Below are 25,148 nucleotides of genomic sequence, written 5' to 3' on the forward strand. Positions count from 1 at the left end.
CATTCTCATTTTAGATCCCCAAATTAATAACCGATCATTTCAACCATTTTTTCAATACATCATAAAGTTGTTGTTCATCATAGGGTTTAGGTAAATGCCCGTTAAACCCTTTTTCGTAAAACAGTTCTATTTCACTTTTATTCACTAATGCTGTAAAAGCAATCACCCTTAGATCTTCATTTACGTTATCATTACGAATTTTCTCTATTGCTTGCAATCCATCCATTACAGGCATCTGAATATCCATTAAAACCAAATCAAACCGCTTCTGAGCAATTAGTTCTAACGCCTCTTGCCCGTTATATGCACTACTAACATTCAAACCTGATTGTTCAAGCATTGTTTTGGCAATTTCATGATTTAAAAAATTATCCTCAACTAATAGCAATTCAAAACCTTCAAATTGAACCACTTCATCCATTATTTCTGAAGATGCTTGAACATTTGAATTATCGTTTACTTGTAAATTTAAATCACAATCCTCATCGTTTTTTTGAAGATCAAATAATGCCTCTAAAAAATTATTATTACTCATTGGAAATTTAAAAGTTGACCATTTTGAATTTTTGTTGATTATTTTTTTACAAATAATATTTTCACTCATTCCTTTAATCGCAGCATCACAATCATATAAAACAACAAAACTATTCATTAATTGAATATTATTTGGATTTTCAACAAATTTAAATGGAACATTTATTTGAAGGCATAAAAATTTAATATGTTCAGTTAACACTTTATCATTGCCTAAATAAACAACAGGATTATCTATATTTATTTCCAAATTAGGACCATGAATTTCTGGTTCAAGCACATTGGTTGGTAGTGTAACTTGAAACTTACTCCCTTGATTTGGAATACTTGTAAATTCTATACTACCATCCATTAGATCAACAAAATTTTTACAAATAGTCAAACCTAAGCCAGTTCCACCGTATTCTCTTGTTGTTGAAATATCAGCTTGAACAAACGGTTGAAATAATTTCTTACACGTTTGTTGATCAATACCAATACCAGTATCCTCAACACTGACTTTAAAATTTGAATCAAAAAGTGTAACAACGACTTTAACCCCACCTGTTTTGCAAAATTTGATGGCATTACTTAAAAAATTATTTAATATTTGACCAACTCGAGTCGGATCTGTTTTGATAATTGCCGACCCTACCCAATTCGCCTCTAAATACAAATACAATCCTTTTTCATGACAAACACTTGAAAACACGCTTATTAATTCTTGGAAAATATTATTCAAATCCACTTCTACAATTTCAATCTGTACTTTTCCCGCTTCTATTTTTGAATAATCAAGTATTTCATTTATCACTCTTAATAAACTTTGAGAGGATAGCTTTATTTTATCTATATAATTTTGTTGTTCAGTAGTCACTTTAGTTCGATTTAATAACTGTGTCATACCAAATATACCATTAGCTGGCGTCCGAATTTCATGACTCATATTTGACATAAAATTAGATTTAGCGACATTTGCTTGTTCGGCAATTTTTTTGGCTTGTTTATATTCTGAAGTCCGATCCTCTACAACTAGTTCTAAATTATTTTTATATAACTCCAATTGTTTAAACGCTTCTATTTGTTCATTTTTATGTTTTGTAACTAGAGTATGTAAAGAATTAAAACTATTGACAAGCAATTGTAACTCATCATTTTGGTCGGCATATTCTCGATTGAGTTTTAAATTTAACTCTCCATCCAATTCATGAAATTTATGTAATTGAAATGCTATATCCGTAATATGTCGTAAAACAATTTTATGAAATACCCAATATGACGCCCCTGCAATTGCAGCAATCAATGCAATGATCGCTGACGTTAATGCAATAATTAGCCGGATTATTCTTCCTTTTATATAATCCTGATTAATAGAAACAATTAAAACACCTAATTTCTCACGACCAAAACTGCTGACATAAAAAATATCAAAAGATTGCTCACCTTCCATTAGTTCAAACTCAGAATCGGTCAATTCGATGCGTACTTGATTAATTTCAATCTGTCTTCGCAAAGCCTGAAGATTCAATTCAACAGCCTCAGAATTAAAACTAAATAGACTGGATCCAATTGAGCCTAATTGCGCATTTGCATGCTCATTAACACGATTGTAAGTCTCTTGCTTAATAGATTGATTTTCAATGAAAACAATTACCACACTAAATAATAACCCAAGAATCAACCCTATCGAAACAATAGAAAGCACCAAACGCTTTTGCAAGGACAATTTTCTAGTTTGAGAAATCAACTATAAACCTTAAAAATATAATCATATTTCTCAGTGTAGCAAAAATATCAACATTTATTATATTCAAGTAAAATATTAAACATCAACTGGATATTAAACATCAACTGGATAATTGATCCCTTTAAATAGCATTCTTAGAATTTTAAAATCTAAAATTTAAAGAAGTGCATTTTCATGCTTCTTTATAAATTAAAATCCATTTATTTTTAGTCGCTGGGGGAATTGTGATCTAAATTGTGATCTGTGTAGACACAAGCGTGTCTATACTTCCTTATAGTATTCATACCTTCGATTGTCAATATGATCGATTCAATTAAATTTTTAGACCTGTTTGATATAAATAGAGTCAACTTGTCATGTTATATCATGCAGTAATCATTAAGGAACCTATAATTTAAAAAGGGTTTTTCGGTGTGTCATATAGGCACGAAGGGCGCAGCAATTGTCGAAACGAAATGACTCGACTTTTTTGAAAAATCACAGGTTTTATGATACTGAAAAAACTAAGTACTAAATACCTAAGAACTGACATCCATGCCAGAAACAAAGCAATTTATACCTAAATGGCTCGTCAACATTGGCAATTACTCGTGCATTGCCCTAATCCTTGGTTTCCATTACCAAGAATAGGACTTTCTAAATCAGTGAAGCCTTTTAACCTGTACTAAATTTTACATTTTTCAAATGCAATAAATATTTTGAGAATTTACCCATAGCACAATTGTCTTCTGGTCGGTATTAAATATTATGACAGATAATCTTTTTCAATTTAATTTTAAAAGTTTAACTTTAAAAATTCAACTTTCTAAACACTCTTGTACTGATTCTTGTTGCAATTCATGGTTCTGTTCTTTTACTGCCCAAATATGTTTCAAACTTTTAGACTTTTGGATTCGACCGATATCTTTTTCCAATTTAAATTTAAACGAATCTGATTGCTGTTTACTTTGAATTTGATGATCCAAAGTCAGAACTTGTTTTAATCTAATTTTTAATTTTGAAAATTCTTCATTTTGAGTGCTATTTTGTGAAGCTTCACTATCGATTATTGTTTCCATTTTATACCCTCAATTATTCGTTCGTTAATATTATTAAAATCTGGCCCAATTTCTTCTTTAAACAATGCTAATTTTATTCGTTCGCACATTTGAACATAAATAAAATAATGCTGATCACATTTCAAAATAAATCATTTAAACGATTGTTTTACTTCGAAATATGTAACAACCCCGAAGATTACATTTTAAAAACAATCAATATAAGTTATGCAACATAAACTTATTTTGGCGCTAAACTTTTTTTTAAAATACTACACGGAGTATTTTCTCGCACTACGAATAATTTTTCACCCTATTGCATTATCAAAACATGTACATTTTCTCTTAAATAGTAGTTTAATAAAATATTTGAGACCTATTTTTATAAAATGTGACAGATTGTTAGATAAAAAACGAGAAATAACCTATAAATAAAGCACTAAAGTGACACACTGTCACATTCGAAATTGATTAAAATTAGAGGGAATTTCAAGTAATCAATTCACTTTGTAAACACTAATATTTATATTAAAACCAACAAAATTAATTACATTCTGACATTATCAACCTTAAATTTGACCATATTTATAACTTGAGTTTTTGAATCTATTCTAACTTGAATTCAAAAAGTTTGTGAAATGTATGCGCTTATGAAGATAAAAAAACACTCCAATATTGATCAGAGTATCGTCGACATAGGGATATTATTGCATCTAATTTTTTCTAATGAGATTGCATTTGGTGTAGTCGTTGCACGTGAGATTTTGTACCCAACTAGTGGTGATCAAAATTATAATAATTCACAAATTGGTGAAACTAGTACCACCAACCCTTCACCTTCAATAATTAGCGAACAGCTAATTTTTTAAATAAAGTCTAATCGACCACCGAGAATAAGTTACCGAAGTAACAACAGTTTAACGGATGATTTTGTACTAACAGAAGAAGTTGAAAACGTAGCCTGTTCATTAAACGCGAGTCAAAATCACTTTAAACCGATTATTGATCTCGACGATACAGCGCGTTTTTTTACTATGGAGATGGAGTTTAAATATTTAAATGACAGGATGAATTGATTATTATACAAGCAAGACCTTACCAGTTTGGAGCGTTGGATATTCCTAATGATTGTCATGAGTTTTAAGATCATTAATACAAAAATGGCCTCAATATTGAAGGCCATTTTTAGTTTTATGCTTTTTTAGTTTTAAAACTAAAACTAAGCACCCGCCATACATTTTCCAGTGGTCCTCGTTTAAAATAATACAACCATAAATTAGCAAAACCAAGTTGGATGATCCAAGTACAGATAATCACACCCCACAGCTGAAAACGATCTAAAGAACCAAACAAACCTAATCCCCAACCATAAAACACAAACGTCATTAATAACGACTGCATAATATAAAGAGTAAATGCCATACGACCTGCATTGGCTAATAATTTAAATACTGTTTGTAAATAATTATTTTGTACTGCATACATAATGATAATAATATAAGTGGCTACTAATACTGGCGTAATTAACTGATTAATGATGCTACTCACTTTAAAATACACTTCAATATTCCAGTTCTGAAACACATTTATAAAAAAACCTATTGCAGATAATAAGTAACAAACGCCCGTTATAACTAATGCTTTATTCAATACCGACTTTGAAATCACTTTACTCCAACCGTCATATTTTATAAACACCACGCCTAACAAAATCAAACTAGGGGCTCTTAAAAACGCACTATATGTAAATATTTCAAGAATAAAAGTATCTACATGAGTTATTATTTCTATAAAATCGAAACGAGCCGTTATTCCATCTATATACCCTGTTAAAAACATGGCAGAATATTCGGCAATTTGATTAGAACTTGAATTAAAAGAATAAAAATGACTATTTGAATTTTCAACAACAGATGAAATACTGGCCCCTAAATACACAGACAAACCCAACACACATAACCATAATCCAATACTAATAAACAGGATATATAGACGGGGAAGTAAAATAAGTGGATAGATAAAAAAAGCACAAAGGGCATACACACTTAATACATCATTTTCCCAAATAAAAATAGCGTGTATGACTCCAAAAATTAACAACCAAAAATTTCTTAAATAGTGCCTAACCCAAGGGCGGGAAATTTTATTATTTTCTCTTTTCGACATAATCACAATACTGCAACCAAATAAAAATGAAAACATTCCCATCATTTTTTGATCAAAGATTATACTTGTAAAAAAATGACTGATATAAGAACTCAATAACTCCCCTTGATAATCAGCAGGGGTGAAATATGAAGATAATGGCAGCGCAAAGGCTAAAATATTCATAGGCAGCAAACCAAATAAAGCAATGCCTCGAACGACATCAATACTTAATATTCGCTTTTCAACACAGGGGGCATCAATAGGTGAAGTTGTCATAATATTCCTTAATACATACATTATTAAATAAAGTGAATTAACGATCTTTTTTCAGATCGTTAATTCTATTTTTTACTGCCTAGAAACACGAATGCCTTTTACCAATTCCACATCCATATTTTTCACACGAACTGGATTAATATCCAGCCCGCCACGTCTGACGTATTTTGCACAGACCAATAAACTGCTTGGATTAAACAAACGATTTAAATCACAAAATATTTGCTCTACACAATGTTCATGAAACTCACCGTGCTGTCTAAAAGAAATCAAATATTTCAATAGACTTTCTTGATCAAGCTGAGGGCCATCTAACGCGATAAATACACTGCCCCAATCTGGCTGACCGGTTACCGGGCAATTAGACTTAAGAAGGTGTGATACGTATTTTTGGTTTAATACCAGCGATGTTGCATCGGCATTTAATAGATTCGCATCTACATCGTATTGATTAATATCAACATCTAATTCATCAATACACTCAAATTCTGAAAAATCCTGTGCATTATTGATTTGACCTACGTTAAAAAACTCAACACTCACTTCACCATTTGCGCAAGCAGATAAATCACGCTGCATAATTTCGATGACTTCAGACTGATCGTTAAACTGGTTTTGGTTAAACGAGTTTAAATACAATTTAAAGGATTTAGATTCTATGATGTTTTGTGTTTGGCAATTTATGCTGAACACGGCTTGGCGAATAACGGGTTTACCTTTAGGGTTGAGCCATGAAATCTCATAGCCGTTCCAGATATCTACGCCGGTTAATTCATCATTGATGATAAGTTTATTTCGGTTTTCTATTCGGTCAATGCCAAATAATAAACTGGCATCATAAGTGTCTTTGTAAATGACTTCTTTGCCCAATGGCGATAAGTTAGCTGAATCACTCATTGTTTGATTCCCACTCCTTTATTTAATAATCGCAAACTGTATGCGAATAATATCGCTGTAAATACAGCAAGCATAAAAAATGAATACCAAATATTAACGTCAGATCCTGCCTCACCTAATATGCCGTAGCGAAAGGCGTTAACCATATATAAAATAGGGTTAAACTGAGACACCACTTGCCAAAACTCAGGCAATAAAGAGATAGAATAAAACACGCCACCCAAATAAGTAAGCGGCGTTAATACAAACGTTGGAATAATAGAAATGTCATCAAATTTATTGGCGAACACACCGTTAATAAATCCAGCTAATGAAAATACAATCGCTGTTAAAATTGAAACACTTAATACTACAAATAGATTATGGATATGTAATTTAGTAAAAAATAACGAAAGCAATGTCACAATTAAACCCACTGCAAGACCACGAGCTGCACCACCAATCACATACCCCATTAATATTACAGGGTTAGAAACCGGAGCCACTAATAATTCTTCGATACTTTTTTGAAATTTATTAGAATAAAAACTCGATGCAACATTACCGTATGAGTTGGTGATGATGCTCATCATAATTAAACCCGGCACAATAAACGCCATGTAATCAAACCCGCCCATTTCACCTATACGTGGTCCAATTAAATTGCCAAAGATAATAAAATACAAAACCATCGTAATAGCCGGCGGTAATAATGTTTGCATCCAAATACGCATAAAACGGCGTATTTCTTTTTTAACGATGGTATGAAACGCGACCCAATTTATTTGATTCATTATTTTTTCTCCGTATCTTGATGCGCTAACCCTACAAACATTTCTTCAAGACGATTGGTTTTTGGACGCACGCTTTGTACATGAATGTCGTTTTCTACTAAAAAGTGCATCACTTCATTTAATGAATGGCCTTTTTTTACATCCACTTCTAATTGATTGTCTTGGGTTAGTGTCATATTGTTTTGCAACGTCACACCTTCAACAGGTGCTTCTAGATCAAATACAAAGGTCGATTTATCTAAACGGCTTAATAATTCGCGCATCGACGTATCAACAATAATTTCGCCTTGTTTGATGATGGCGATGTTTTTACACAATGTTTCCGCTTCTTCTAAATAATGCGTGGTTAAAATAATCGTTTTACCCGCTTGATTTAACTCGATTAAAAAGTCCCACATTGAACGACGAATTTCAATATCTACACCTGCTGTGGGTTCATCTAAAATTAATAGATCTGGCTCATGCACTAAGGCGCGCGCAATCATTAAACGACGTTTCATGCCCCCTGATAAAAATCGAGAGCAGGTGTCGCGTTTATCCCATAGTTCTAGCTTTTTTAAATATTTCTCTGTATTTGCTTCGGCTATTTTTTTAGGTAATCCGTAATAACCCGCTTGTTGTTTAACAATATCTATGACGTTTTCAAACATATTAAAGTTAAACTCTTGGGGCACGACACCCACTTTTCGTTTTACTTCATCACGATGTTTGGCTAAATCTTTTCCAAACACTTTTACCTCACCACTTGTGATATTCACCAATGACGACACAATACCAAGTGTGGTGGATTTACCTGCGCCATTTGCGCCTAACAAAGCAAAAAAATCACCGTTTTTTACTTTAAAATTTATGCCTTTTAATGCTTCAAAGCCGTCACCGTATACTTTTTTCAAGTCTTTAATTTCTAATGCATATTCACTCATAATGACGCTTCTCTTATTTGTTTGACTCTTAAATTCACATAAGATTTAGTGGCCTCAATTGTGCCTAAGTCTTTTTTCTGTTGCTCGGATATATACCAGCGATGTTCTAATATTTCATGAAACACTTCTGCGTCATCTAACTGATCGCGCAATTTAAAATCAATCATATCCAAACTGGTTTGATAAATGTCATTTAACCAACGACGTGCCGCCGCCCCCAAACTAAATTCACGATTATTTAAGCCTGATATATAAGGCTGATACCTGTGGATGTCTTGTAATAATCGTTTGGCTTGGTTTTCACCCACCAATAAACCTGTGAGTTTTTGTAATTGTTTTCGGTTAAAACCAGGCTCTACGTTGACAGGTTTTACTATCAATCTTCTTCCTCGATCAATGGTGTCTAACTCTAATTCACCAATGTCGTAACCTTGGGTATTAATACGTTCTATAAATTGATCAATTTTGTGTTGTTCGTTAGCGCCAATTTCAATTGGGTCTGTTAATTGTGCCCATAAATAATGATATTTAGACACTAACAAATTAGCTAAATCAACAGGATCAGAATTATTTGGCAAACCACAATGCGCCTCTAAATCCATAAGGTCTCCTGCAATATTTAAATGCGCGAGCTCTAAATCGTACTCTCGCTGGCCTTTGGATAATTTTTTGTGAGTTTCACCGGTTTCTGCATCAACTAAAAACGCAGTTAATAACCCAGCATCGCGTTTAAATAATGTATTTGAGAACGAACAATCGCCCCAGTAAAAACCCACCAAGTGCAATCGAACAAGCAGCTGCGCCAATGCATCAAGCATTTGTTCAAGTTTGGTGTAATTAATACCACGTTGAATAATCACTCGATACGGTAATGAACCCTCTAAAAATTGTGTGATCAATAAACCTCGATCAAACATATCTTTAATTAACGGCTGCGCTTGTGTGAATACATTACTTGCATCTTCAACGCCTTCGTCACGCTTTTCAACAAGCCCTACTGCTCTTACAACGGGTAAACCAAGTTCTTCAAGCTTGTGTAAATTATCTAATTCTTTTTTTGCCACATGGGTACGTAATTCTTTTAATACGTATACGGTGCCTTCGTAGGAAATAAATTTCACTACGTTTCGATGAATACCACGGGGGACATCCACAAAACATTGATCAGGCCAATCATTCAAATGACGTGACCAAGGGTAACCTAAACTAGCAAGAGAAGATGAAGGAGAATAAATACGGATTTTCATAAAAAAACTTTAAATAGATGCTGGGCAGAAATGCTCGTTGCTATTATAGTCGGTAAAATTCAATTAGTCGCTACTGATACTATTTAATATATTGGACATTTATGAGTTTTATTGTTGTTTGCACTTTAATTTTTTCGATTTTACTGTATCTGCCTCAACCTTGGTGGTGGCTAGAAATATTTACACACTTCACATTACTGCTTTGTATGATAAGTGTTGCCTGTTTGCTTTATTATTTGTATAAAAAACAAACAACCTGGGTCATTGGTTCTTTAATTTCAACAAGTTTAAGCCTACTTCCTTTAATGCAATTCGTTACGATTGGAAATACCGTCAATACATCTGAACTGTTGCGCGATAATTTTTCGATTTATAATGCAAATGTGTTATCAACCAATGACACTCCTGAGAAAATTTTGCAACAAATCATTCAAACTCAACCTGATGTAATTACAATACAAGAATTCAGTTTTAAAATTCAAAGCTCTTTATTCTCCTTGAAAACATCCTATCCATATCAAATTTTACAGCCTCAACATGATAATTTTGGCATTGCTCTTTACTCAAAATACCCAATATTGTCACATCAAATATTATATTTTGACTCTTTAATGTTGCCTAGTATTGAAGCTGTGGTTCAAATTCCACAAAATGATCATAGTACAAAACCAATTAAAATTATTACAACACATCCAATGCCTCCCCTTGGACAAAGTATGTTTTTAAGTCGTAACATCCATTTAAAACAGTTAACCAATCATATAATTGATCAAACACTGCCGTTGATTGTCACTGGAGATTTCAATATCACGCCGTTTAGTTTCGCTTTCAAACGCTTGATTAACGATACAAAATTAATTCAAGCTAGAAACAATAACGGTTTATTACACAGCTGGCCCAGTAAATTGGTGCATATTCCCATTTTAAGTTTGCCAATTGATCATATTTTAATAAGTGATAAATTTCATAATTTTGACATACAAATACTCGAATATAATGGATCGGATCATCGTCCACTTTTTTTGACCATACAATGGTAAAGGCTCATCTAATTAAGCAAAAGGTTGTGAGCGTAAGTTGCGACAGGTAAAATGCACTTTTTAAAATTTTGGAAGTATTATGAGCATTGGTAGCTGGGATCCATCCCAAAGCATTGAATTAAGTCATAACGATTTAACGCAGTTATTAGCATTAACCGACGATCAAATTCTAGATATTCAATCTCAGTTTGATCACGATTTTTTTAATCGAATCAAACCCTTAATGAAACAAAATTTAGCATTTTGGAAAACGAACGTTGATCATCTAAATGACGAGCAATTAACCCAATTAATGAAAGTGTTTACTTTATTAGAAGTGAAAGTGGATGACTTTGCATGTTTGGATAAATCACCGGTTGTTTGGATTGGTAAACTTTTAAAATCAAGAAAGGCCTTTCCTGAAAAAAGGATCATCGATTGGATGAAAGCCAATACCGACAACAAATTCATCCCCCATGGCAGTTTGTTTTAGAACAACAAGTATCAAGGACTTAAACATGGCAAATCAAGAAAACACAGGCATTAAACGATTATTTAATGCGGTGAAATTTTCAAAACAAGGGTTACAAGCAGCCTTTACAAATGAAGAAGCGTTTCGTCTAGAAACACTTTTATTTTTGATTTCTGTACCTGTCGCTTTTTTTATCTGTGTCAATGTTTGGCAAATGGCAATCATCATCTTTGCAGGTCTGTTTATGCTGATTGTGGAATTACTTAATAGTGCCATTGAAGCCGTGGTAGATCGAGTAGGATTAGAAAAACACGAACTTTCAGGCCGCGCTAAAGACATTGGTTCTGCTGCTGTGAGCCTTGCTTTGATAGGATATTTTGTATTATGGGCCGCGATTATTTATACAAACTATCTAACTTAAACTGATTAATCAGACTATAAAAAGCCATTCATTGAATGGCTTTTTTCGTTTTTATTATTTGATTAATCCCACTTTTAAATCATTAGCCTGATAAATCACCTTATCATTTAATAACACAAAACCCTCCGCAATCCCCATCGACATTGGTTTTGAAAATACACGTTTGATATGTATTTGATACACAATCTGTTTGGCATTGGGGTATATTTGTCCTGTGAATTTCACGCCCCCTACGCCTAATGCACGCCCTCTACCCTTTAAACCTGAAAAGCCTAAATACACACCCAATAATTGCCATAATGCATCTAAACCCAAGCACCCAGGCATCACTGGATCGCTTTTAAAGTGACATGCAAAAAACCAATGATCCGGTTTAATATTCAGGCTTGCTTGAATGTAGCCTTTATTATAATTGCCACCTTCTTTAGTGATGACATCCATTTCGTCGATCATCAACATTAAATCATTTGGCAACTGAGCATTGCCCTCGCCAAAGAATAACCCTTCTGTCATGTCTAGAATCTGTTCGTTTAAGTAGTTCATTTTAGTGACTCGTTATGAATTTCTAATAGAGTCTCAATTTATGAAAGTATTTGATTGTAAAAATCGGACATTTGATCGATTAGCTGAATTTTTTTAGTAAGGACTGAGGCGTTATGGATAAAAAGCGCTGATAACTGTGGGTTTGATGGGATTGATCGTAATAATCATTATTTGCATTCAATACAGAGGAATTGGCTAAAAGTTGCTTCACACTTTGTTGCAAGCGAATGATTTGAGAATAGGTCTTTGTATTCACGCCGACATATTGCAAAAATTGTCTATTTAACTGACGTGCACTTAAATTCACTGAGTCTGACAAGGATTGTACCTTTATAGCACCATGATGTTTAACGATCAGATTCAACGCTTCGTTTACTTTTAATTTATTGTCTTTGTGGGTTTTATTGATAAACCATTGTTCGCAACACTTAGCTGCCTGTTCAAAACCCTTTGCCTCGAAGCATATAGTTAAAAGCTGTGAAAACGCACTATCTGTAATAATGTCCGTTGTTAAATGCTGCCCATTCATGTGTTCCATATCCAAATTAAATAAACGACTTAACGCCCCTGGATAAAAACGAATACCAAAGTATTTGCCTGTTTGCATTAATGGAAGGATTTGAGTTTGAGTTTGCATTCCTGAAATAAACATGGCCGTTTCAGACATAAATAAATTGATCATGCCATCAGGTATAACGGGGTAAGTGGTTGGTTGGTCAATATTGATTTGAATAAATGAATAGACAATATTCTCAAGGGGTTCACTCGGAAAACGTTGTTGACATTTTATGCCAAACCGATTCAAACCAGACTGGCATAACGTCGGTTGAAAACTGTGATACTGCTTTAACATTAATCCCCACTTAAAACTAAAAAAACCATTCGATTGAATGGTTTTTCTAATAATCGAACCCCATTAATTAGAATGGAATATCATCATCAAAATCATCAAACCCATTACTTTGCGCGGGTTGTGGCGCAGCAGGTTGTGGCGCAGCAGGTCTAGGTTGAGCAGGTGGCTGATTATAAGCAGGCTTTGGTGGTGCTTGATTATAATGTTGCTGCGGTGCTGGTTGTTGAGGTGCAGCTTGTTGAGGTGCAGCTTGTTGAGGTGCAGCTTGTTGAGGTGCAGAAGCTGGTGCTGTTTGGTGTGCTGGTTGCTGATATCCACCTTGAGGTGCAGCTTGTTGCACTGGTGCTGGTTGTTGATATCCACCTTGTTGTGGTTGAGCGTTTTGGGTATTTTGCCCACCACCAAGAAATTGCATTTCATTACCAACAATTTCAGTACTCCAACGATCATTACCACTTTGATCTTGCCATTTACGCGTTTGTAAACGACCTTCAATATAAACCTGAGAGCCTTTTCGTAAATAAGTAGCCGCGTTTTCAGCTAAAAAGCCAAACAACACAACACGATGCCATTCAGTTTGGTCGGGGCCACGCTGACCAGTTGCTTGATCCTTACGACCTAATTCAGTTGTTGCAATCGACAAGTTAACAACCTGCGCTCCTGTTGCGGTAGCTTTTACATCTGGATCTTGTCCTAATCGCCCTAAGACGATTACTTTATTTACACTGCCTTTTGCCATCTTTATTTACCCTTCTTTATAATATTGTCGATATTAGCGCGTATTTGTTCGCCAGATGTTTCCACTTTGGAAATTTTTAAACAAACTAACTGTTCATCTAATAAAATTTCAGCTTGTTCAACACCGGTGACGGCTAATAATTGTGTTTTAAGTTGTTGTGCATGTTCTTCGTTTTTAGCTGTAATTTCAAGTGATACGTTTTCTAACGTAGCCGGCTGTCGAATTTTCCATATCAAAACCAACCATACAATTTGTAGTACAAATAAGACTAAAAATACAGTTTGAATATTTTGATCAAACGCATCATACAATACGCCCGCCATAATGCCACCAATCGCCGCACCAATAAACTGAAACGTTGAAAACAATCCCATTGCCGCCCCCTTGCCTCCGGCCGGAGCAATTCGGCTAATCCATGATGGCAGCGTTGCTTCTATAAAGGTAAAGGCTGCAAAATATAATAAAAATGGCAACAGCCAAAACCATTGGTTTGTATCGATTAATGTCCAAATTAATGAAACAAACATAATCATTAAAACGGATATTTTAAATAATTTCGCACCTTTGTGGTATTTCTCGCTCATTATCATCATTGGGATCATGGCAACAAACCCTACCACCACCACTATGATGTAGACAACCCAGTGCATCGATTGCGTAATACCAATTTGGTTAAGCTTCATTGGAATCACATAAAACATGACAATTAAGCTTAAGTGCAATAAAAACACAGATACACACATCAACCAAAGTTGTGGATTATTCATCACACGCTTAAACGTACCTTTCGCCCAACGGTGGTCAGCATGAGCATGTTGCTCATTTGGCGATGGCACTAAAAATATCACTACAAAAATGCCTAAAACCGCAAAAACCGCCGTTAAGAAAAACACGCCACTTAACCCATTAAAACCGGTAAACAATTCAACTAAATTGGCCAGTATCGGCCCTAAAACAACCGCCACTGAGAAAGATAAGCCAATAATCATGCCTACTACAGCCAATGCTTTTGTTCGATTTTCTTCACGAGTTAAGTCTGTTAATAACGCCATAACTGATGCAGCTATTGCTCCTGAGCCTTGTAAAGCACGACCAACAATCAGCCAACCGCCTGTTTGCGCATATGCTGCAATTAACGAACCTGCAGCAAATAAAATTAACCCACCTACAATCACAGGTTTACGACCAATTTTATCCGACAACATCCCTAAGGGAATTTGAAACAAAGCTTGAGAAACCCCATAAATACCTAATGCGATTCCCATCAAACTTTCGCTGGCATTATAGTCTGAATGATATAAAGACAATAACGGCAACACCATAAACAACCCCATCATTCGTAACGCATACAAACTGGCTAAGGTGGATAAAGCGCGTTTTTCAATGGCATTCATACAAAGTAATACTCAAAATTAAAAAGAGGCGAATGATACCACTTTGGAAATTTTCATTCATCTTTATCCAAATTTCTTTCGCGTTAAAAATATTGAACTATACTAATTTTGAGCAATTAATTACTTAGGGGTAACTCATGCCAATCTCAAAAAAATACGTAAAAACAAAAGAACAATTTAACTGCACGTTTCGTGTACCCAAAAAAGCGGCCCAAGGCGCTAAAAAAATCAATTTAGTGGGTGAATTTAATGAATGGAAAACAGACTCTTTAGAAATGCAACCACTTAAAAATGGTGACTTTAAAATTGAAATTCAACTGAATCCTGGCAAAGCATATCAATACCGATACTTAATTGATGACAAACAATGGCAAAATGACATCCAAGCTGATGCATATTGGCCGATCCCTGAGTTCAGCGTAGAAAACTCAGTGATTAATGTAATGTAAATTTAACTTTCATTACTCATTTCTAGTACACCAATACTCATATTATGACTTAGTATGAGTATTGTCATGAATTGCCCTAGGCAATGTTTATATAACCAAGAATAGTTTGGCCCTATTTACCTGGAGGGAATCCATGACAGATGAAAATATTGAATATGAAACCATGGAGTTTGATGTCGTCATTATTGGCGCAGGCCCTGCTGGTTTAAGCGCTGCAATTAAATTAAAACAACTAAACGCTGAATTAAATGTGGTTGTTTTAGAAAAAGGATCAGAAGTTGGGGCTCATATAATTTCAGGCGCATTATTTGAAACCAAAGCACTTGAAGAATTATTTCCAAATTGGCAAGACATGAATTGCCCTGTTAACACTAAAGTGACCAGCGAACAAACTATGTGGTATGACAGTGAAACCCAAGTCAAAGCACTGTCACCTTCGTTAATTCCCAAACCTATGCACAATGACGGAAATTACATCATCAGTCTTGGCAATTTATGCCGCTGGCTAGGTGAGCAAGCACAAACGCTTGGTGTTGAAATTTTCCCTGGGTTTTGCGCTATAGAAACGATAAAAGATAACAATAACCAAGTAATCGGTGTAAAAACCGGAAAAATGGGCATTGATAAACAAGGTAAGCAAAAAGACAGCTTTGTTGAATCCATGTTATTGCTGGCTCCTGTTACTTTAATTTGCGAAGGGGCTCGAGGGCAGATTTCAAAACAGCTGATAAAACAATATAACCTTGATAAAGATTGCGACCCTCAACATTTTGGACTTGGAATCAAAGAATTATGGAAAATTGATCCAAGTAAACATAAGCAAGGGCATGTTGAACACGGTGCAGGTTGGCCATTATCGGACAGCGATTGCACTGGAGGGTCTTTTTTATATCACATGGAAGACAATCAAGTAGTGCTGGGTCTAATTACCGATTTAAACTACAGCAACCCTCATGTTAGTCCTTATGATGAGTTCCAACGATTTAAACAGCATCCACATATTAAAGAAATTCTAACAGGCGGTGAACGCCTCGTTTATGGCGCAAGAACCATTGCCAAAGGCGGCCCTCAATCCCTGCCGAAAATGCATTTTCCAGGTGGTTTACTATTAGGATGCAGCGCAGGCACGTTAAATGCCGCAAAAATAAAAGGCAGTCATACTGCCATGAAATCAGGAATTGAAGCTGCGATTGTTATAGCGCAAGGGTTTGAACAAGAACATGTAGTAAAACACTTAGCCCACTTCGAATTTCAATTTAACAAATCTTGGGCATACCAAGAATTAACCCTACAAAGAAATTTTGCTCCTGCAGTGCATAAATGGGGGGCTTGGCTTGGAGGCGCTTATGCATTTATAGACATTAATATCTTTAAAGGGAAATTACCCTGGACATTACACGATAAAACCCCAGACCATTTAACCCTACAACCGGCTGATCGATGCGACAAAATTCAATACGATAAATACGATGGGGTCATAAGTTTTGATAAGCCAAGTTCCGTATTTTTATCAAATACTAATCATGAAGAAGACCAACCCTGTCATTTAAAACTAAGTGATGAATCCGTTTTTAGCACAACCAATCTTCCAATTTATCATGAACCTGCACAACGTTATTGCCCTGCTGGTGTATATGAAGTAATTGGAGATGAGCAAAAATTGCAAATTAATGCGCAAAATTGTTTACATTGCAAAGCCTGTGATATTAAAGACCCGACGCAAAATATTACTTGGACTGCCCCTGAAGGTGGCGGCGGACCTAACTATCCTGGGTTTTAATGCATAATTAACAGACACAAAAAAGGCCAGAAATTCTGGCCTTTTTTTATGAAATTGCGTTAATTAACCGCGACGTCTAAATAACGGCACTGGCTTATCAACACTGATTTGATAACTATCACTAAACGTTGCAAGCATCGCTTGTACTTTTTGAGCATCTTTATCATCACGTAATGAATAAGCATCAAAGCCAACGCGTGACATATAAAATACTTGATCAAGTAACACATCCCCTACTGCACGAATTTCGCCATCGAATTTTAATTGATCGCGTAAAATACGCGCCAATGAATATCCACGACCATCTGCAAATTTAGGAAAGTTAATAGCAATCAATTCAGTTTTACCAATTAGCTCTGCTAATTGCTCAATTTGAGTATCGCTGTCTAACCAAACACCTGAATCTTTCACAGAAGATAAAGCGTTTAATTGAGTTATAGGAAACAATACTTGGTTTGCCTGACTTGCAGACTCACCTTCTTGAACCAACTCCCAAGCATCCACTTCAATGTTGTTATTCTTAATTAGATTTGGCATATACGCGCTCCTTAAATGGATCTAAACCGATACGACGTACACAATCGATGAATAATTCTTCGCCTGTTCTTTTTTCAACAAACACATCGATAATTTTAGAAATAATTTCACCCATATCGTCTGCTTTAAAAGAAGGGCCTAAAATCTTACCAACACTTGCATCTTGACCCGACGCGCCACCTAATGAGATTTGGTAGAATTCTTCGCCGCGTTTATCCACACCTAATACACCGATGTTACCAATATGGTGATGACCACATGCATTCATACAACCAGAGATATTTAAATCAATATCGCCAAGTTCGTATAAATAATCCAAATCATCAAATTTCGCTAAAATTTGTTCAGCAATCGGTAAACTTTTGGCATTCGCTAAAGCACAGAAATCGCCACCTGGACAGCATATAACATCCGTTAATGTACCAATAGTTGGTGTAGCTAAACCATGTTTTTTACACGCTTCCCACAATGCAGGAAGTTTTGAAATTTCAACATCAGGAAGCACGACGTTTTGGAAATGCGTAATACGCATTTCACCAAAACCAAATTCTTCAGCTAAATCAGCGGTTGCTCGAATTTGTTTAGCAGTCGCATCACCTGGTGCATAACCTACTTTTTTGAACGATAACGTAACAGACACATAACCGTCTTGACGATGCGCTTGTGAGTTACGTGTGAGCCAATTATTAAAGCCTTTGTTATCAGCTTTTAATTGATCAACAACCGCATCAGAATCACTTAATGTCTTATATGAAGGTGATTTAAAGTGTGCTTTAACACGATCAATTTCTTGAGTCGTTAGCGTACCTTCACCGTCTTTAATCGCATTAAATTGCTCAAGAACCAATGCTTTAAACGCATCCATTCCCATGGCTTTTACTAAAATTTTAATACGCGCTTTGTATTTATTATCGCGACGACCTTTCAAGTTATACACTCGAACAATCGCATCTAAATAAGTCAGTAAGTGTTTTTGTTCTAAAAACTCCTCAATAACCTCGCCCAAAATAGGAGTACGACCTAAACCGCCACCTACTAAAATTTGGAAACCCACTTCGCCTTGATCATTTTTAACTAACTGAACACCTATATCATGCATACGAATTGCGGCACGATCGGCATCAGTTGCACCATTTACAGCGATTTTAAATTTACGCGGTAAATAAGCAAATTCAGGATGAAACGTTGACCACTGGCGAATAATTTCCGCCCAAGGTCTTGGATCTTCGATCTCATTTTTTGCCACACCAGCAAACTGATCAGACGTCGTTGAACGAATACAGTTACCTGAAGTCTGAACCGCATGCATTTGTACTTTGGCTAAATCAGCCAAAATATCAGGCACGGACTCTAAAGCAGGCCAATTTAATTGGATATTTTGACGAGTGGAGAAATGCGCATAACCTTTATCATAGGTTTCAGTTACATCAGCAATTGCACGCATTTGCTTACTTGAAATCAAACCATATGGAACTGCTATACGTAGCATTGGTGCATGGCGCTGTACATATAAGCCATTTTGCAAACGTAATGGTAAAAACTCTTCGTTTGTCAATTCACCATTTAAGAAACGAGTGGTCTGTTCGCGAAATTGCGCAACACGCTCATCAATGATGGTTTGATCATATTGATCGTAAATATACATGAATCAATCCTGCAGGGGTCATAAAAGGCGACGATTATACGCTATCTTTTTATTCCTTAAATGATTTATTTTTTATACTGATAGTTAATTGAGTAATAAGACATACCTTTCATTAGTGCAACACGGCTTTGCACTAATGGATATATCGAAAAATTTTAGAAAGTCCATAATGCCTGCATCTGATTTACAGACGCCAAGGAAGCCCCAGTATATAAGGTATTGCGTGTTTATTTCAGTCTCATTTATCACCTTAAATCTAATATGGAACAACCAAAAACCTCGCTTGCGAGGTTTTTGCGTTTTTACGGTTAATTACTTCCTATGTTTACCTTCCTTACAGCAAACCATGCTTTTTTGACTCATTTTTTTTAATTATCTTGGCAATTAATTGGCAACGTAATTAAATGTTATAAATAAACTTTCCTCTTTTGAATCTAGTTACTATTCTTTACATATAGCGCCACAAAAGAATGATACTGGGTTTGCCCAACGTAATACTTTTAAAAACTGTCCATTGTTTAATGATGGATATGCCTTTTTAATTTGTTGGCACACTACTGGCTAAATCAATCACAAATAAACATAACAGGTCAAATGTCATGCCTTCAGAATTTTTACCACCAACAACATTCTCTGAATCGAATAAAATTTTTGATATTAGTAAAATTGCCAATACACCTGAATTGAATGTCCATTTTCTACAAGATTTTCGTTTAAGGGTGACTAGCCTATTACAAACCACACTTGAAATTGAAAAATTAATAGGAATATTTTTTGAAGAATTACAAACGGTCATCAACCTAACGGGCGTTCGCTTTCAATACAGTGCATTTAATATTAAATTAGCCCTTGGCAGACAAACCAGGCAAGCTTGCCAATATCAGCTAAGTGCAAATGGCGAGTTTTTTGGTGAAATTACTTTTTGTCGAAGCGCGAGATTCAGCGAAAACGAATTAGAAAATATTGAATCACTTATGGATTTATTACTTTACCCATTACGTAATGCATTGCGCTATTGTCAAGCAGTTCAAAATGCCTTAACTGACCCATTAACTGGTGCAAATAATCGCATGGCGATGAATGCAAACCTTAATAGAGACATTGAATTAAGCAAACGCTATAACTCAAAACTGGCTGTATTGATGATTGATATCGATAATTTTAAAGAAGTGAATGATACATTTGGACATTTACAAGGTGATGATGTTTTAAAACAAACTGCTCACATCATTATGGATCAAATACGCACAACGGATGTATGTTATCGATACGGAGGTGAAGAGTTTTTAGTAATGCTTTCAAAAACTGATTTAGATCAAGCATTATTTGTAGCAGAACGCATTCGTGAAAAAATTGCGAATTCGCAATTTTTAGGGAAACAAAACAAGGCAGTGACAGTGAGTATTGGAGCGGCAAAATACGAAAGCAGCATGGATGCTACAGCATTTATAGATATGGCTGATCAATCCCTATATTGCGCCAAAAACAATGGTCGCAATCAAACCATTTGTAACCAACGCCCTAACCCAAACAAGAAAACAATGGTTCAATAACTAATTTAAAAAAACAATCAAGTATAAAAAAAGCTGCGCATTTTGGTAATGAGCAGCTTTTTTATTAACTAAAAGTACTTCAAGCGTCTTGGTGATCGCCTTTTAAGACATCCCCATTTTCAAGTGAGATCGTTTGTGTTGGAAATGCCACATCCGCACCGTGTTCATGAATAATATTTAAAATTTCCATCAATACTGCCTGCCTAACTTTATGATATGTCACCCAATCTTTGGTTTTAGTAAACGTATAAATCATAATATCAATTGAGGATGGGCCGAATTCATTAAGATTAACAATAATGGTTTGATTTTGATCAATATCTTCATGAGCTCTAATCATTTGCTCAACTGAACTGACAATGGATTTTACTTTTGAAGCATCCTTATAACGCACCCCAACATGCTCATAAATTCGACGATTAGTCATTCTTGAAGGGTTTTCAACTGAAATATTCATAAATGTTGAATTGGGTATATATAGTGGACGTTTATCGAATTTACGAACACGGGTTAATCGCCAGCCAATGTACTCAACGGTGCCTTCGATTTTTTTATCTGGCGAACAAATCCAATCCCCTACGGTAAACGGCCGATCAAGATAAATCATCAAACCACCAAAGAAGTTTGCCAATAGATCTTTTGCTGCAAATCCAATTGCAATGCCACCAATACCGCCAAAGGCCAACACGCCTCCCACTGGTATTCCTAAAGTTTGCAATGTAATCAATGCTGCTGTAATAATTACCGATGCTCGCATCAATTTACTGATTGCAGAAACTGTCGTTGCATCTAAAGGCTGGGACATTCGATCTGGATCTTGTAATACACTTTCTACTCGACTTAAAAAACGCACTAAAAACCACGCAATAATTCCGGTTAAAGAGGCGTATAAAAATTTGAAAATAATTTCAAATTCAGCCTGTTGTTCTGAGTTCAGTAGAATATTTAAAATTATATTAATCCCATAAATCCAAATAAATAAACGTAACGGGGATCGTACGGCAAAGACAAGGCTGTCATCCCATATATTGTCTGTTTTAAGGGTTTGTTTTTCTAATTGATCAAGTATTTTTTTTACTACAAAGTTGAATATGAGTGTCAATGTTACCCATAAAAACACCTTAGTTATCAACATCCAGTCTTGAGTGACAAACCCAATAAAACTTTCCCACATAGCTCTCTCCGCTTTAAATCGATTAGTTTTTGCAATAATATGCAGTGCATCTATTTATTTTAAATTTTTGTATAATCCGACAGTCTAACAAAAAGGTTCACTTATGATCTACACGATATTAAAACACAGCCATATGACGCTCGCTTTACTTTCAATTATTGGCTTTGTTGTTCGCGCTTATTTTTCTTTTTACAAACCAGAGCTGTTGAAAATAAAAGTGATCAAAATCACTCCACATATTATCGATACTTTCCTATTAATTACAGCAATCAGCCTTGTTTTATTAATGGATTACGGATTAGCAAACTGGATTCTGGCTAAAATTGGCGCATTAGTTATTTATATTGGTCTAGGTATCATTGTGATCAAACAAATTGGCCCTATTTATTTAAGAACAATTTTGACTTTTACAGCGGTTTTAATGTTTATTTACATTGCGTCCGTAGCCATTACTAAACAAGTCGTTCCATTTTAAATTTATATTCATCCATAAAAAAATCACGAGATCCTAATACGACCATCGTTTTACCTTTTACATTCACCAACCCCTGATCTTCAAGGGATTTTAAAACTCGACCAACCATCTCACGAGAACAACCAACAATGCGTCCAATTTCTTGGCGAGTAATTTTAATTTGCATGCCATCTGGATGTGTCATGGCATCCGGCTGTTTGCATAAATCTAGCAACGTACCTGCTACACGACCTGTTACATCTAAAAAGGCTAAGTCACCTACTTTACGCGTTGTATTACGTAAACGAGAAGCCATTTGCTCGCCAATAAAATACAAAATACGTGTATCTTCTAAGGCAATTTCTTTAAATTTTTGATAGCTTATTTCAGCTACCTCACATTCTGTTTTAGTTTTGACCCAAGCAGAACGAGAAGGAATATCATCAAACAAACCCATTTCACCGAAAAAATCACCCGTATTTAAATACGCCATGATCATCTCACGACCGTCATCATCTTCAATAATGACCGAAACCGATCCTTTAATAATATAATACAGAGAATCTGACTTATCCCCTGCGTAAATCAACGTCGTTTTGTTTGGATATCGACGACGGTGGCATTGTGAAAGAAAGAAGTCTAAATGTTTATGCTCTAATTGATTTCTTATAATCATTGTTTTTAGTATCCCGAGTTACTTATCTAGCTATCACTGTTTGATCAATTTAAGATTTAATTTGATAGTATGCCATTATGATTCATGACACAACCAACCAGCTACCAATACCGTCCGAAGATGCAATTCAACTTACAAGATATGACAAGCATTAAAACGATAAAGAATTTATGTTCCATGATTATGTGATAAATTGATTTTTTTTGCCAACCAAATAACAGTTTTATGAGACATACACATAATTTATTTGACTAAGTCTACATAATTTATGTGTTATTATTCACTAATATTTGTAATTAAAGGTTTTAAAAATGAACACAAAAATCAAATGGTCAGGTAATGCCAGTTTCAAAGCAGAGTCAGGCACTGGTCATAGCATTCAAATGGATGGCCCAGAAGATCACGGTGGTGAAAATCTAGGCCCTCGTCCAATGGAAATGATTCTTATGGGATTAGGTGGATGCACAAGTTTTGATGTCATGAGTATTTTGAAAAAATCTCGTCAAGACATCACAAGTTGTGAAGCTTCAATAAACGCTGAGCGCGCTGATGCCGTGCCTTCTGTTTTTACTAAAATCCATATTCATTTCGATATAAAAGGAAATAACTTAAAAGAAGCATTAGTTAAACGCGCCATTGAATTATCAGCTGAGAAATACTGCAGCGCATCCATCATGTTAGAAGCCGCTGGCGTTGAGATCACTCACGATTACAGCATCGCCTAACTTACATTATTATTTGAGAATATACACTTCATGCACGATAAAATTAAATTATTTGGATTCAACAATCTAACCAAATCCTTAAGTTTTAATATCTACGATATTAGTTATGCGAAAACAGAACAGCATAAACAAGAATATATCGAATATATTGATGAGTTATACAATGCAGATCGTTTAACAGAGATACTGACAAAAGTAACTGAAATCATTGGCGCGAATATACTTAATATCGCAAGACAGGATTATGATCCACAAGGTGCAAGTGTGACCATGTTGATTGCCGAACATCCAATTGAACCAACAGATAAACAAATGGATCCGACCCCAGGACCTTTGGCGGACGCAATTGTTGGCCACTTAGATAAAAGTCACATCACCGTTCATACTTACCCAGAGAGCCACCCAGATAATGGTATTTCAACGTTTCGTGTTGATATAGACGTATCAACTTGCGGACTTATCTCGCCATTAAAAGCATTAAACTTTCTATTGCATTCTTTTGATTCTGACATCGTAACAATGGATTACCGCGTACGTGGGTTTACCCGTGATGTGGACGGTCAAAAGCATTATATCGATCATGAAATCAATTCAATTCAAAACTACATATCCGAAGACACTAAAGATACATACGACATGCTAGATGTGAATGTGTACCAAGAAAACATCTTTCATACCAAAATGCTAACCAAAGCAGTGGATTTAGATCAATATGTATTTGGCGAAGGTATTGAAGAATTTTCTGATGAAGAGCGCAATGAGCTTCAAGCAAGAATTCGTCGAGAAATGCAGGAAATCTTTTACTCACGCAATATGAGTAATGGACCTAAATAAAAAATATATGGGCTAACGGATTAAACCGTTACTTTATAATAATTTGGGCGCAGCAAACCAGCGTATTGCTGATCGCCCATTTTTTCTTCTACTATATAGTTAGTTATTTTTATAAAGTCAGATATTTTCCTGATCCCCCTTATTAACGGTACAGAAAACAATTTTTACCATTGCACCTCTTGCGATTGATTCATTGCGATTGATTCAACTTCCTTCCCCTACAAAACCTGCTTTTTAGCAACTCATAACGTGCAATTAATACGTCACTTCTCATTTCTTATCTTTTTCTATTGAAAAAAGCCCCTTTTTAAATTTATTT

At 35.2% G+C, this 25,148-nt stretch carries 25 protein-coding genes; 10 read left to right on the forward strand and 15 right to left on the reverse strand.

Annotation, left to right across the window (positions count from 1 at the left end; genetic code table 11):
- Positions 1 to 34: 34 nt before the first annotated feature.
- Together TYM08_RS13340 and TYM08_RS13345 are read right to left on the reverse strand one after the other, a co-directional pair.
- Positions 35 to 2,260, reverse strand: a complete 2,226-nt coding sequence (locus TYM08_RS13340; RefSeq protein WP_422379642.1) for an ATP-binding protein — start codon at positions 2,258 to 2,260, stop codon at positions 35 to 37.
- A 797-nt stretch (positions 2,261 to 3,057) separates the two neighbouring features.
- Complete coding sequence (locus TYM08_RS13345; RefSeq protein ID WP_422379643.1) at positions 3,058 to 3,318, reverse strand: hypothetical protein; 261 nt, start codon at positions 3,316 to 3,318, stop codon at positions 3,058 to 3,060.
- A 629-nt stretch (positions 3,319 to 3,947) separates the two neighbouring features.
- Here TYM08_RS13345 and TYM08_RS13350 point away from each other — a divergent pair.
- A complete protein-coding gene (locus TYM08_RS13350) occupies positions 3,948 to 4,166 on the forward strand; it encodes a hypothetical protein (protein WP_422379644.1) in 219 nt (72 codons plus the stop codon).
- Between the two features lie 322 nt (positions 4,167 to 4,488).
- On the opposite strand, the gene TYM08_RS13355 is transcribed toward TYM08_RS13350, so the two are convergent.
- From TYM08_RS13355 to TYM08_RS13375, 5 genes are all read right to left on the reverse strand, one after another.
- Positions 4,489 to 5,721 carry a DUF418 domain-containing protein gene (locus tag TYM08_RS13355; RefSeq protein ID WP_422379645.1) on the reverse strand — a complete coding sequence of 411 codons (1,233 nt, stop codon included), beginning with the start codon at positions 5,719 to 5,721 and terminating at the stop codon, positions 4,489 to 4,491.
- Positions 5,722 to 5,793: 72 nt separating this feature from the next.
- Positions 5,794 to 6,618 (reverse strand): NADPH-dependent 7-cyano-7-deazaguanine reductase QueF, encoded by an 825-nt coding sequence (gene queF, locus TYM08_RS13360; RefSeq protein WP_422379646.1) that lies wholly within the window; start codon positions 6,616 to 6,618, stop codon positions 5,794 to 5,796.
- Positions 6,615 to 7,391 carry an ABC transporter permease gene (locus TYM08_RS13365; RefSeq protein ID WP_422379647.1) on the reverse strand — a complete coding sequence of 259 codons (777 nt, stop codon included), beginning with the start codon at positions 7,389 to 7,391 and terminating at the stop codon, positions 6,615 to 6,617. Before TYM08_RS13365 ends, queF begins: the two co-directional genes overlap by 4 nt.
- Entirely contained in the window at positions 7,391 to 8,314 is a 924-nt protein-coding gene (locus TYM08_RS13370) for an ABC transporter ATP-binding protein (protein ID WP_422379648.1), read from the reverse strand. Before TYM08_RS13370 ends, TYM08_RS13365 begins: the two co-directional genes overlap by 1 nt.
- Positions 8,311 to 9,561 carry a DUF4032 domain-containing protein gene (locus tag TYM08_RS13375; protein WP_422379649.1) on the reverse strand — a complete coding sequence of 417 codons (1,251 nt, stop codon included), beginning with the start codon at positions 9,559 to 9,561 and terminating at the stop codon, positions 8,311 to 8,313. Before TYM08_RS13375 ends, TYM08_RS13370 begins: the two co-directional genes overlap by 4 nt.
- 101 nt (positions 9,562 to 9,662) lie before the next feature.
- On the opposite strand from TYM08_RS13375, the gene TYM08_RS13380 reads away from it, so the two are divergent.
- From TYM08_RS13380 to TYM08_RS13390, 3 genes are all read left to right on the forward strand, one after another.
- Positions 9,663 to 10,601, forward strand: coding sequence for an endonuclease/exonuclease/phosphatase family protein (locus tag TYM08_RS13380; protein WP_422379650.1), 939 nt, complete (start codon positions 9,663 to 9,665; stop codon positions 10,599 to 10,601).
- A 79-nt stretch (positions 10,602 to 10,680) separates the two neighbouring features.
- Entirely contained in the window at positions 10,681 to 11,073 is a 393-nt protein-coding gene (locus TYM08_RS13385; RefSeq protein ID WP_422379651.1) for a hypothetical protein, read from the forward strand.
- Between the two features lie 25 nt (positions 11,074 to 11,098).
- Positions 11,099 to 11,473, forward strand: a complete 375-nt coding sequence (locus tag TYM08_RS13390; protein WP_422379652.1) for a diacylglycerol kinase — start codon at positions 11,099 to 11,101, stop codon at positions 11,471 to 11,473.
- 54 nt (positions 11,474 to 11,527) lie between these two features.
- Here TYM08_RS13390 and fabA read toward each other — a convergent pair whose 3' ends face one another.
- The 4 genes from fabA to TYM08_RS13410 form a co-directional block, all read right to left on the reverse strand.
- On the reverse strand, positions 11,528 to 12,016 hold the full coding sequence (gene fabA, locus TYM08_RS13395) for a bifunctional 3-hydroxydecanoyl-ACP dehydratase/trans-2-decenoyl-ACP isomerase (protein WP_422379653.1): 489 nt from the start codon (positions 12,014 to 12,016) through the stop codon (positions 11,528 to 11,530).
- 79 nt (positions 12,017 to 12,095) lie between these two features.
- On the reverse strand, positions 12,096 to 12,869 hold the full coding sequence (locus TYM08_RS13400; protein ID WP_422379654.1) for a DUF6597 domain-containing transcriptional factor: 774 nt from the start codon (positions 12,867 to 12,869) through the stop codon (positions 12,096 to 12,098).
- Positions 12,870 to 12,936: 67 nt separating this feature from the next.
- Positions 12,937 to 13,608 carry a single-stranded DNA-binding protein gene (locus tag TYM08_RS13405; protein ID WP_422379655.1) on the reverse strand — a complete coding sequence of 224 codons (672 nt, stop codon included), beginning with the start codon at positions 13,606 to 13,608 and terminating at the stop codon, positions 12,937 to 12,939.
- Between the two features lie 2 nt (positions 13,609 to 13,610).
- The gene (locus TYM08_RS13410) at positions 13,611 to 15,002 is read right to left on the reverse strand and encodes an MFS transporter (RefSeq protein WP_422379656.1); all 1,392 of its coding nucleotides are present in this window, start codon (positions 15,000 to 15,002) and stop codon (positions 13,611 to 13,613) included.
- 137 nt (positions 15,003 to 15,139) lie between these two features.
- Here TYM08_RS13410 and TYM08_RS13415 point away from each other — a divergent pair, with 137 nt between their 5' ends.
- Entirely contained in the window at positions 15,140 to 15,451 is a 312-nt protein-coding gene (locus TYM08_RS13415; protein ID WP_422379657.1) for an isoamylase early set domain-containing protein, read from the forward strand.
- A gap of 133 nt (positions 15,452 to 15,584) precedes the next feature.
- Complete coding sequence (locus TYM08_RS13420; protein WP_422379658.1) at positions 15,585 to 17,231, forward strand: electron transfer flavoprotein-ubiquinone oxidoreductase; 1,647 nt, start codon at positions 15,585 to 15,587, stop codon at positions 17,229 to 17,231.
- Between the two features lie 63 nt (positions 17,232 to 17,294).
- Here TYM08_RS13420 and TYM08_RS13425 read toward each other — a convergent pair whose 3' ends face one another.
- Positions 17,295 to 17,768, reverse strand: coding sequence for a DUF934 domain-containing protein (locus TYM08_RS13425; RefSeq protein WP_422379659.1), 474 nt, complete (start codon positions 17,766 to 17,768; stop codon positions 17,295 to 17,297).
- On the reverse strand, positions 17,752 to 19,413 hold the full coding sequence (locus TYM08_RS13430) for a nitrite/sulfite reductase (protein WP_422379660.1): 1,662 nt from the start codon (positions 19,411 to 19,413) through the stop codon (positions 17,752 to 17,754). Before TYM08_RS13430 ends, TYM08_RS13425 begins: the two co-directional genes overlap by 17 nt.
- Positions 19,414 to 20,012: 599 nt before the next feature.
- On the opposite strand from TYM08_RS13430, the gene TYM08_RS13435 reads away from it, so the two are divergent.
- A complete protein-coding gene (locus TYM08_RS13435) occupies positions 20,013 to 20,966 on the forward strand; it encodes a GGDEF domain-containing protein (protein WP_422379661.1) in 954 nt (317 codons plus the stop codon).
- Positions 20,967 to 21,045: 79 nt separating this feature from the next.
- On the opposite strand, the gene TYM08_RS13440 is transcribed toward TYM08_RS13435, so the two are convergent.
- Positions 21,046 to 22,140 carry a mechanosensitive ion channel family protein gene (locus TYM08_RS13440; RefSeq protein WP_422379662.1) on the reverse strand — a complete coding sequence of 365 codons (1,095 nt, stop codon included), beginning with the start codon at positions 22,138 to 22,140 and terminating at the stop codon, positions 21,046 to 21,048.
- 103 nt (positions 22,141 to 22,243) lie between these two features.
- Here TYM08_RS13440 and TYM08_RS13445 point away from each other — a divergent pair, with 103 nt between their 5' ends.
- Positions 22,244 to 22,615 carry a SirB2 family protein gene (locus TYM08_RS13445; protein WP_422379663.1) on the forward strand — a complete coding sequence of 124 codons (372 nt, stop codon included), beginning with the start codon at positions 22,244 to 22,246 and terminating at the stop codon, positions 22,613 to 22,615.
- On the opposite strand, the gene crp is transcribed toward TYM08_RS13445, so the two are convergent.
- Complete coding sequence (gene crp / locus TYM08_RS13450; protein ID WP_422379664.1) at positions 22,593 to 23,270, reverse strand: cAMP-activated global transcriptional regulator CRP; 678 nt, start codon at positions 23,268 to 23,270, stop codon at positions 22,593 to 22,595. The genes TYM08_RS13445 and crp overlap by 23 nt on opposite strands.
- Before the next feature lie 311 nt (positions 23,271 to 23,581).
- On the opposite strand from crp, the gene TYM08_RS13455 reads away from it, so the two are divergent.
- Positions 23,582 to 23,995, forward strand: a complete 414-nt coding sequence (locus TYM08_RS13455; protein WP_422379665.1) for an OsmC family protein — start codon at positions 23,582 to 23,584, stop codon at positions 23,993 to 23,995.
- Between the two features lie 30 nt (positions 23,996 to 24,025).
- A complete protein-coding gene (gene speD / locus TYM08_RS13460) occupies positions 24,026 to 24,829 on the forward strand; it encodes an adenosylmethionine decarboxylase (RefSeq protein ID WP_422379666.1) in 804 nt (267 codons plus the stop codon).
- Positions 24,830 to 25,148 lie beyond the last annotated feature (319 nt).

Source organism: Marinicellulosiphila megalodicopiae, assembly GCF_045862395.1.
GTDB lineage: Bacteria > Pseudomonadota > Gammaproteobacteria > Pseudomonadales > Natronospirillaceae > Marinicellulosiphila > Marinicellulosiphila megalodicopiae.

Excerpts from the sequence above, each read along its gene's own strand:
- TYM08_RS13345 (WP_422379643.1), bottom strand. The coding sequence starts at position 3,318 with ATGGAAACAATAATCGATAGTGAAGCTTCACAAAATAGCACTCAAAAT.
- TYM08_RS13350 (WP_422379644.1), top strand. The coding sequence starts at position 3,948 with ATGAAGATAAAAAAACACTCCAATATTGATCAGAGTATCGTCGACATA.
- TYM08_RS13355 (WP_422379645.1), bottom strand. The coding sequence starts at position 5,721 with ATGACAACTTCACCTATTGATGCCCCCTGTGTTGAAAAGCGAATATTA.
- queF (WP_422379646.1), bottom strand. The coding sequence starts at position 6,618 with ATGAGTGATTCAGCTAACTTATCGCCATTGGGCAAAGAAGTCATTTAC.
- TYM08_RS13365 (WP_422379647.1), bottom strand. The coding sequence starts at position 7,391 with ATGAATCAAATAAATTGGGTCGCGTTTCATACCATCGTTAAAAAAGAA.
- TYM08_RS13370 (WP_422379648.1), bottom strand. The coding sequence starts at position 8,314 with ATGAGTGAATATGCATTAGAAATTAAAGACTTGAAAAAAGTATACGGT.
- TYM08_RS13375 (WP_422379649.1), bottom strand. The coding sequence starts at position 9,561 with ATGAAAATCCGTATTTATTCTCCTTCATCTTCTCTTGCTAGTTTAGGT.
- TYM08_RS13380 (WP_422379650.1), top strand. The coding sequence starts at position 9,663 with ATGAGTTTTATTGTTGTTTGCACTTTAATTTTTTCGATTTTACTGTAT.
- TYM08_RS13385 (WP_422379651.1), top strand. The coding sequence starts at position 10,681 with ATGAGCATTGGTAGCTGGGATCCATCCCAAAGCATTGAATTAAGTCAT.
- TYM08_RS13390 (WP_422379652.1), top strand. The coding sequence starts at position 11,099 with ATGGCAAATCAAGAAAACACAGGCATTAAACGATTATTTAATGCGGTG.
- fabA (WP_422379653.1), bottom strand. The coding sequence starts at position 12,016 with ATGAACTACTTAAACGAACAGATTCTAGACATGACAGAAGGGTTATTC.
- TYM08_RS13400 (WP_422379654.1), bottom strand. The coding sequence starts at position 12,869 with ATGTTAAAGCAGTATCACAGTTTTCAACCGACGTTATGCCAGTCTGGT.
- TYM08_RS13405 (WP_422379655.1), bottom strand. The coding sequence starts at position 13,608 with ATGGCAAAAGGCAGTGTAAATAAAGTAATCGTCTTAGGGCGATTAGGA.
- TYM08_RS13410 (WP_422379656.1), bottom strand. The coding sequence starts at position 15,002 with ATGAATGCCATTGAAAAACGCGCTTTATCCACCTTAGCCAGTTTGTAT.
- TYM08_RS13415 (WP_422379657.1), top strand. The coding sequence starts at position 15,140 with ATGCCAATCTCAAAAAAATACGTAAAAACAAAAGAACAATTTAACTGC.
- TYM08_RS13420 (WP_422379658.1), top strand. The coding sequence starts at position 15,585 with ATGACAGATGAAAATATTGAATATGAAACCATGGAGTTTGATGTCGTC.
- TYM08_RS13425 (WP_422379659.1), bottom strand. The coding sequence starts at position 17,768 with ATGCCAAATCTAATTAAGAATAACAACATTGAAGTGGATGCTTGGGAG.
- TYM08_RS13430 (WP_422379660.1), bottom strand. The coding sequence starts at position 19,413 with ATGTATATTTACGATCAATATGATCAAACCATCATTGATGAGCGTGTT.
- TYM08_RS13435 (WP_422379661.1), top strand. The coding sequence starts at position 20,013 with ATGCCTTCAGAATTTTTACCACCAACAACATTCTCTGAATCGAATAAA.
- TYM08_RS13440 (WP_422379662.1), bottom strand. The coding sequence starts at position 22,140 with ATGTGGGAAAGTTTTATTGGGTTTGTCACTCAAGACTGGATGTTGATA.
- TYM08_RS13445 (WP_422379663.1), top strand. The coding sequence starts at position 22,244 with ATGATCTACACGATATTAAAACACAGCCATATGACGCTCGCTTTACTT.
- crp (WP_422379664.1), bottom strand. The coding sequence starts at position 23,270 with ATGATTATAAGAAATCAATTAGAGCATAAACATTTAGACTTCTTTCTT.
- TYM08_RS13455 (WP_422379665.1), top strand. The coding sequence starts at position 23,582 with ATGAACACAAAAATCAAATGGTCAGGTAATGCCAGTTTCAAAGCAGAG.
- speD (WP_422379666.1), top strand. The coding sequence starts at position 24,026 with ATGCACGATAAAATTAAATTATTTGGATTCAACAATCTAACCAAATCC.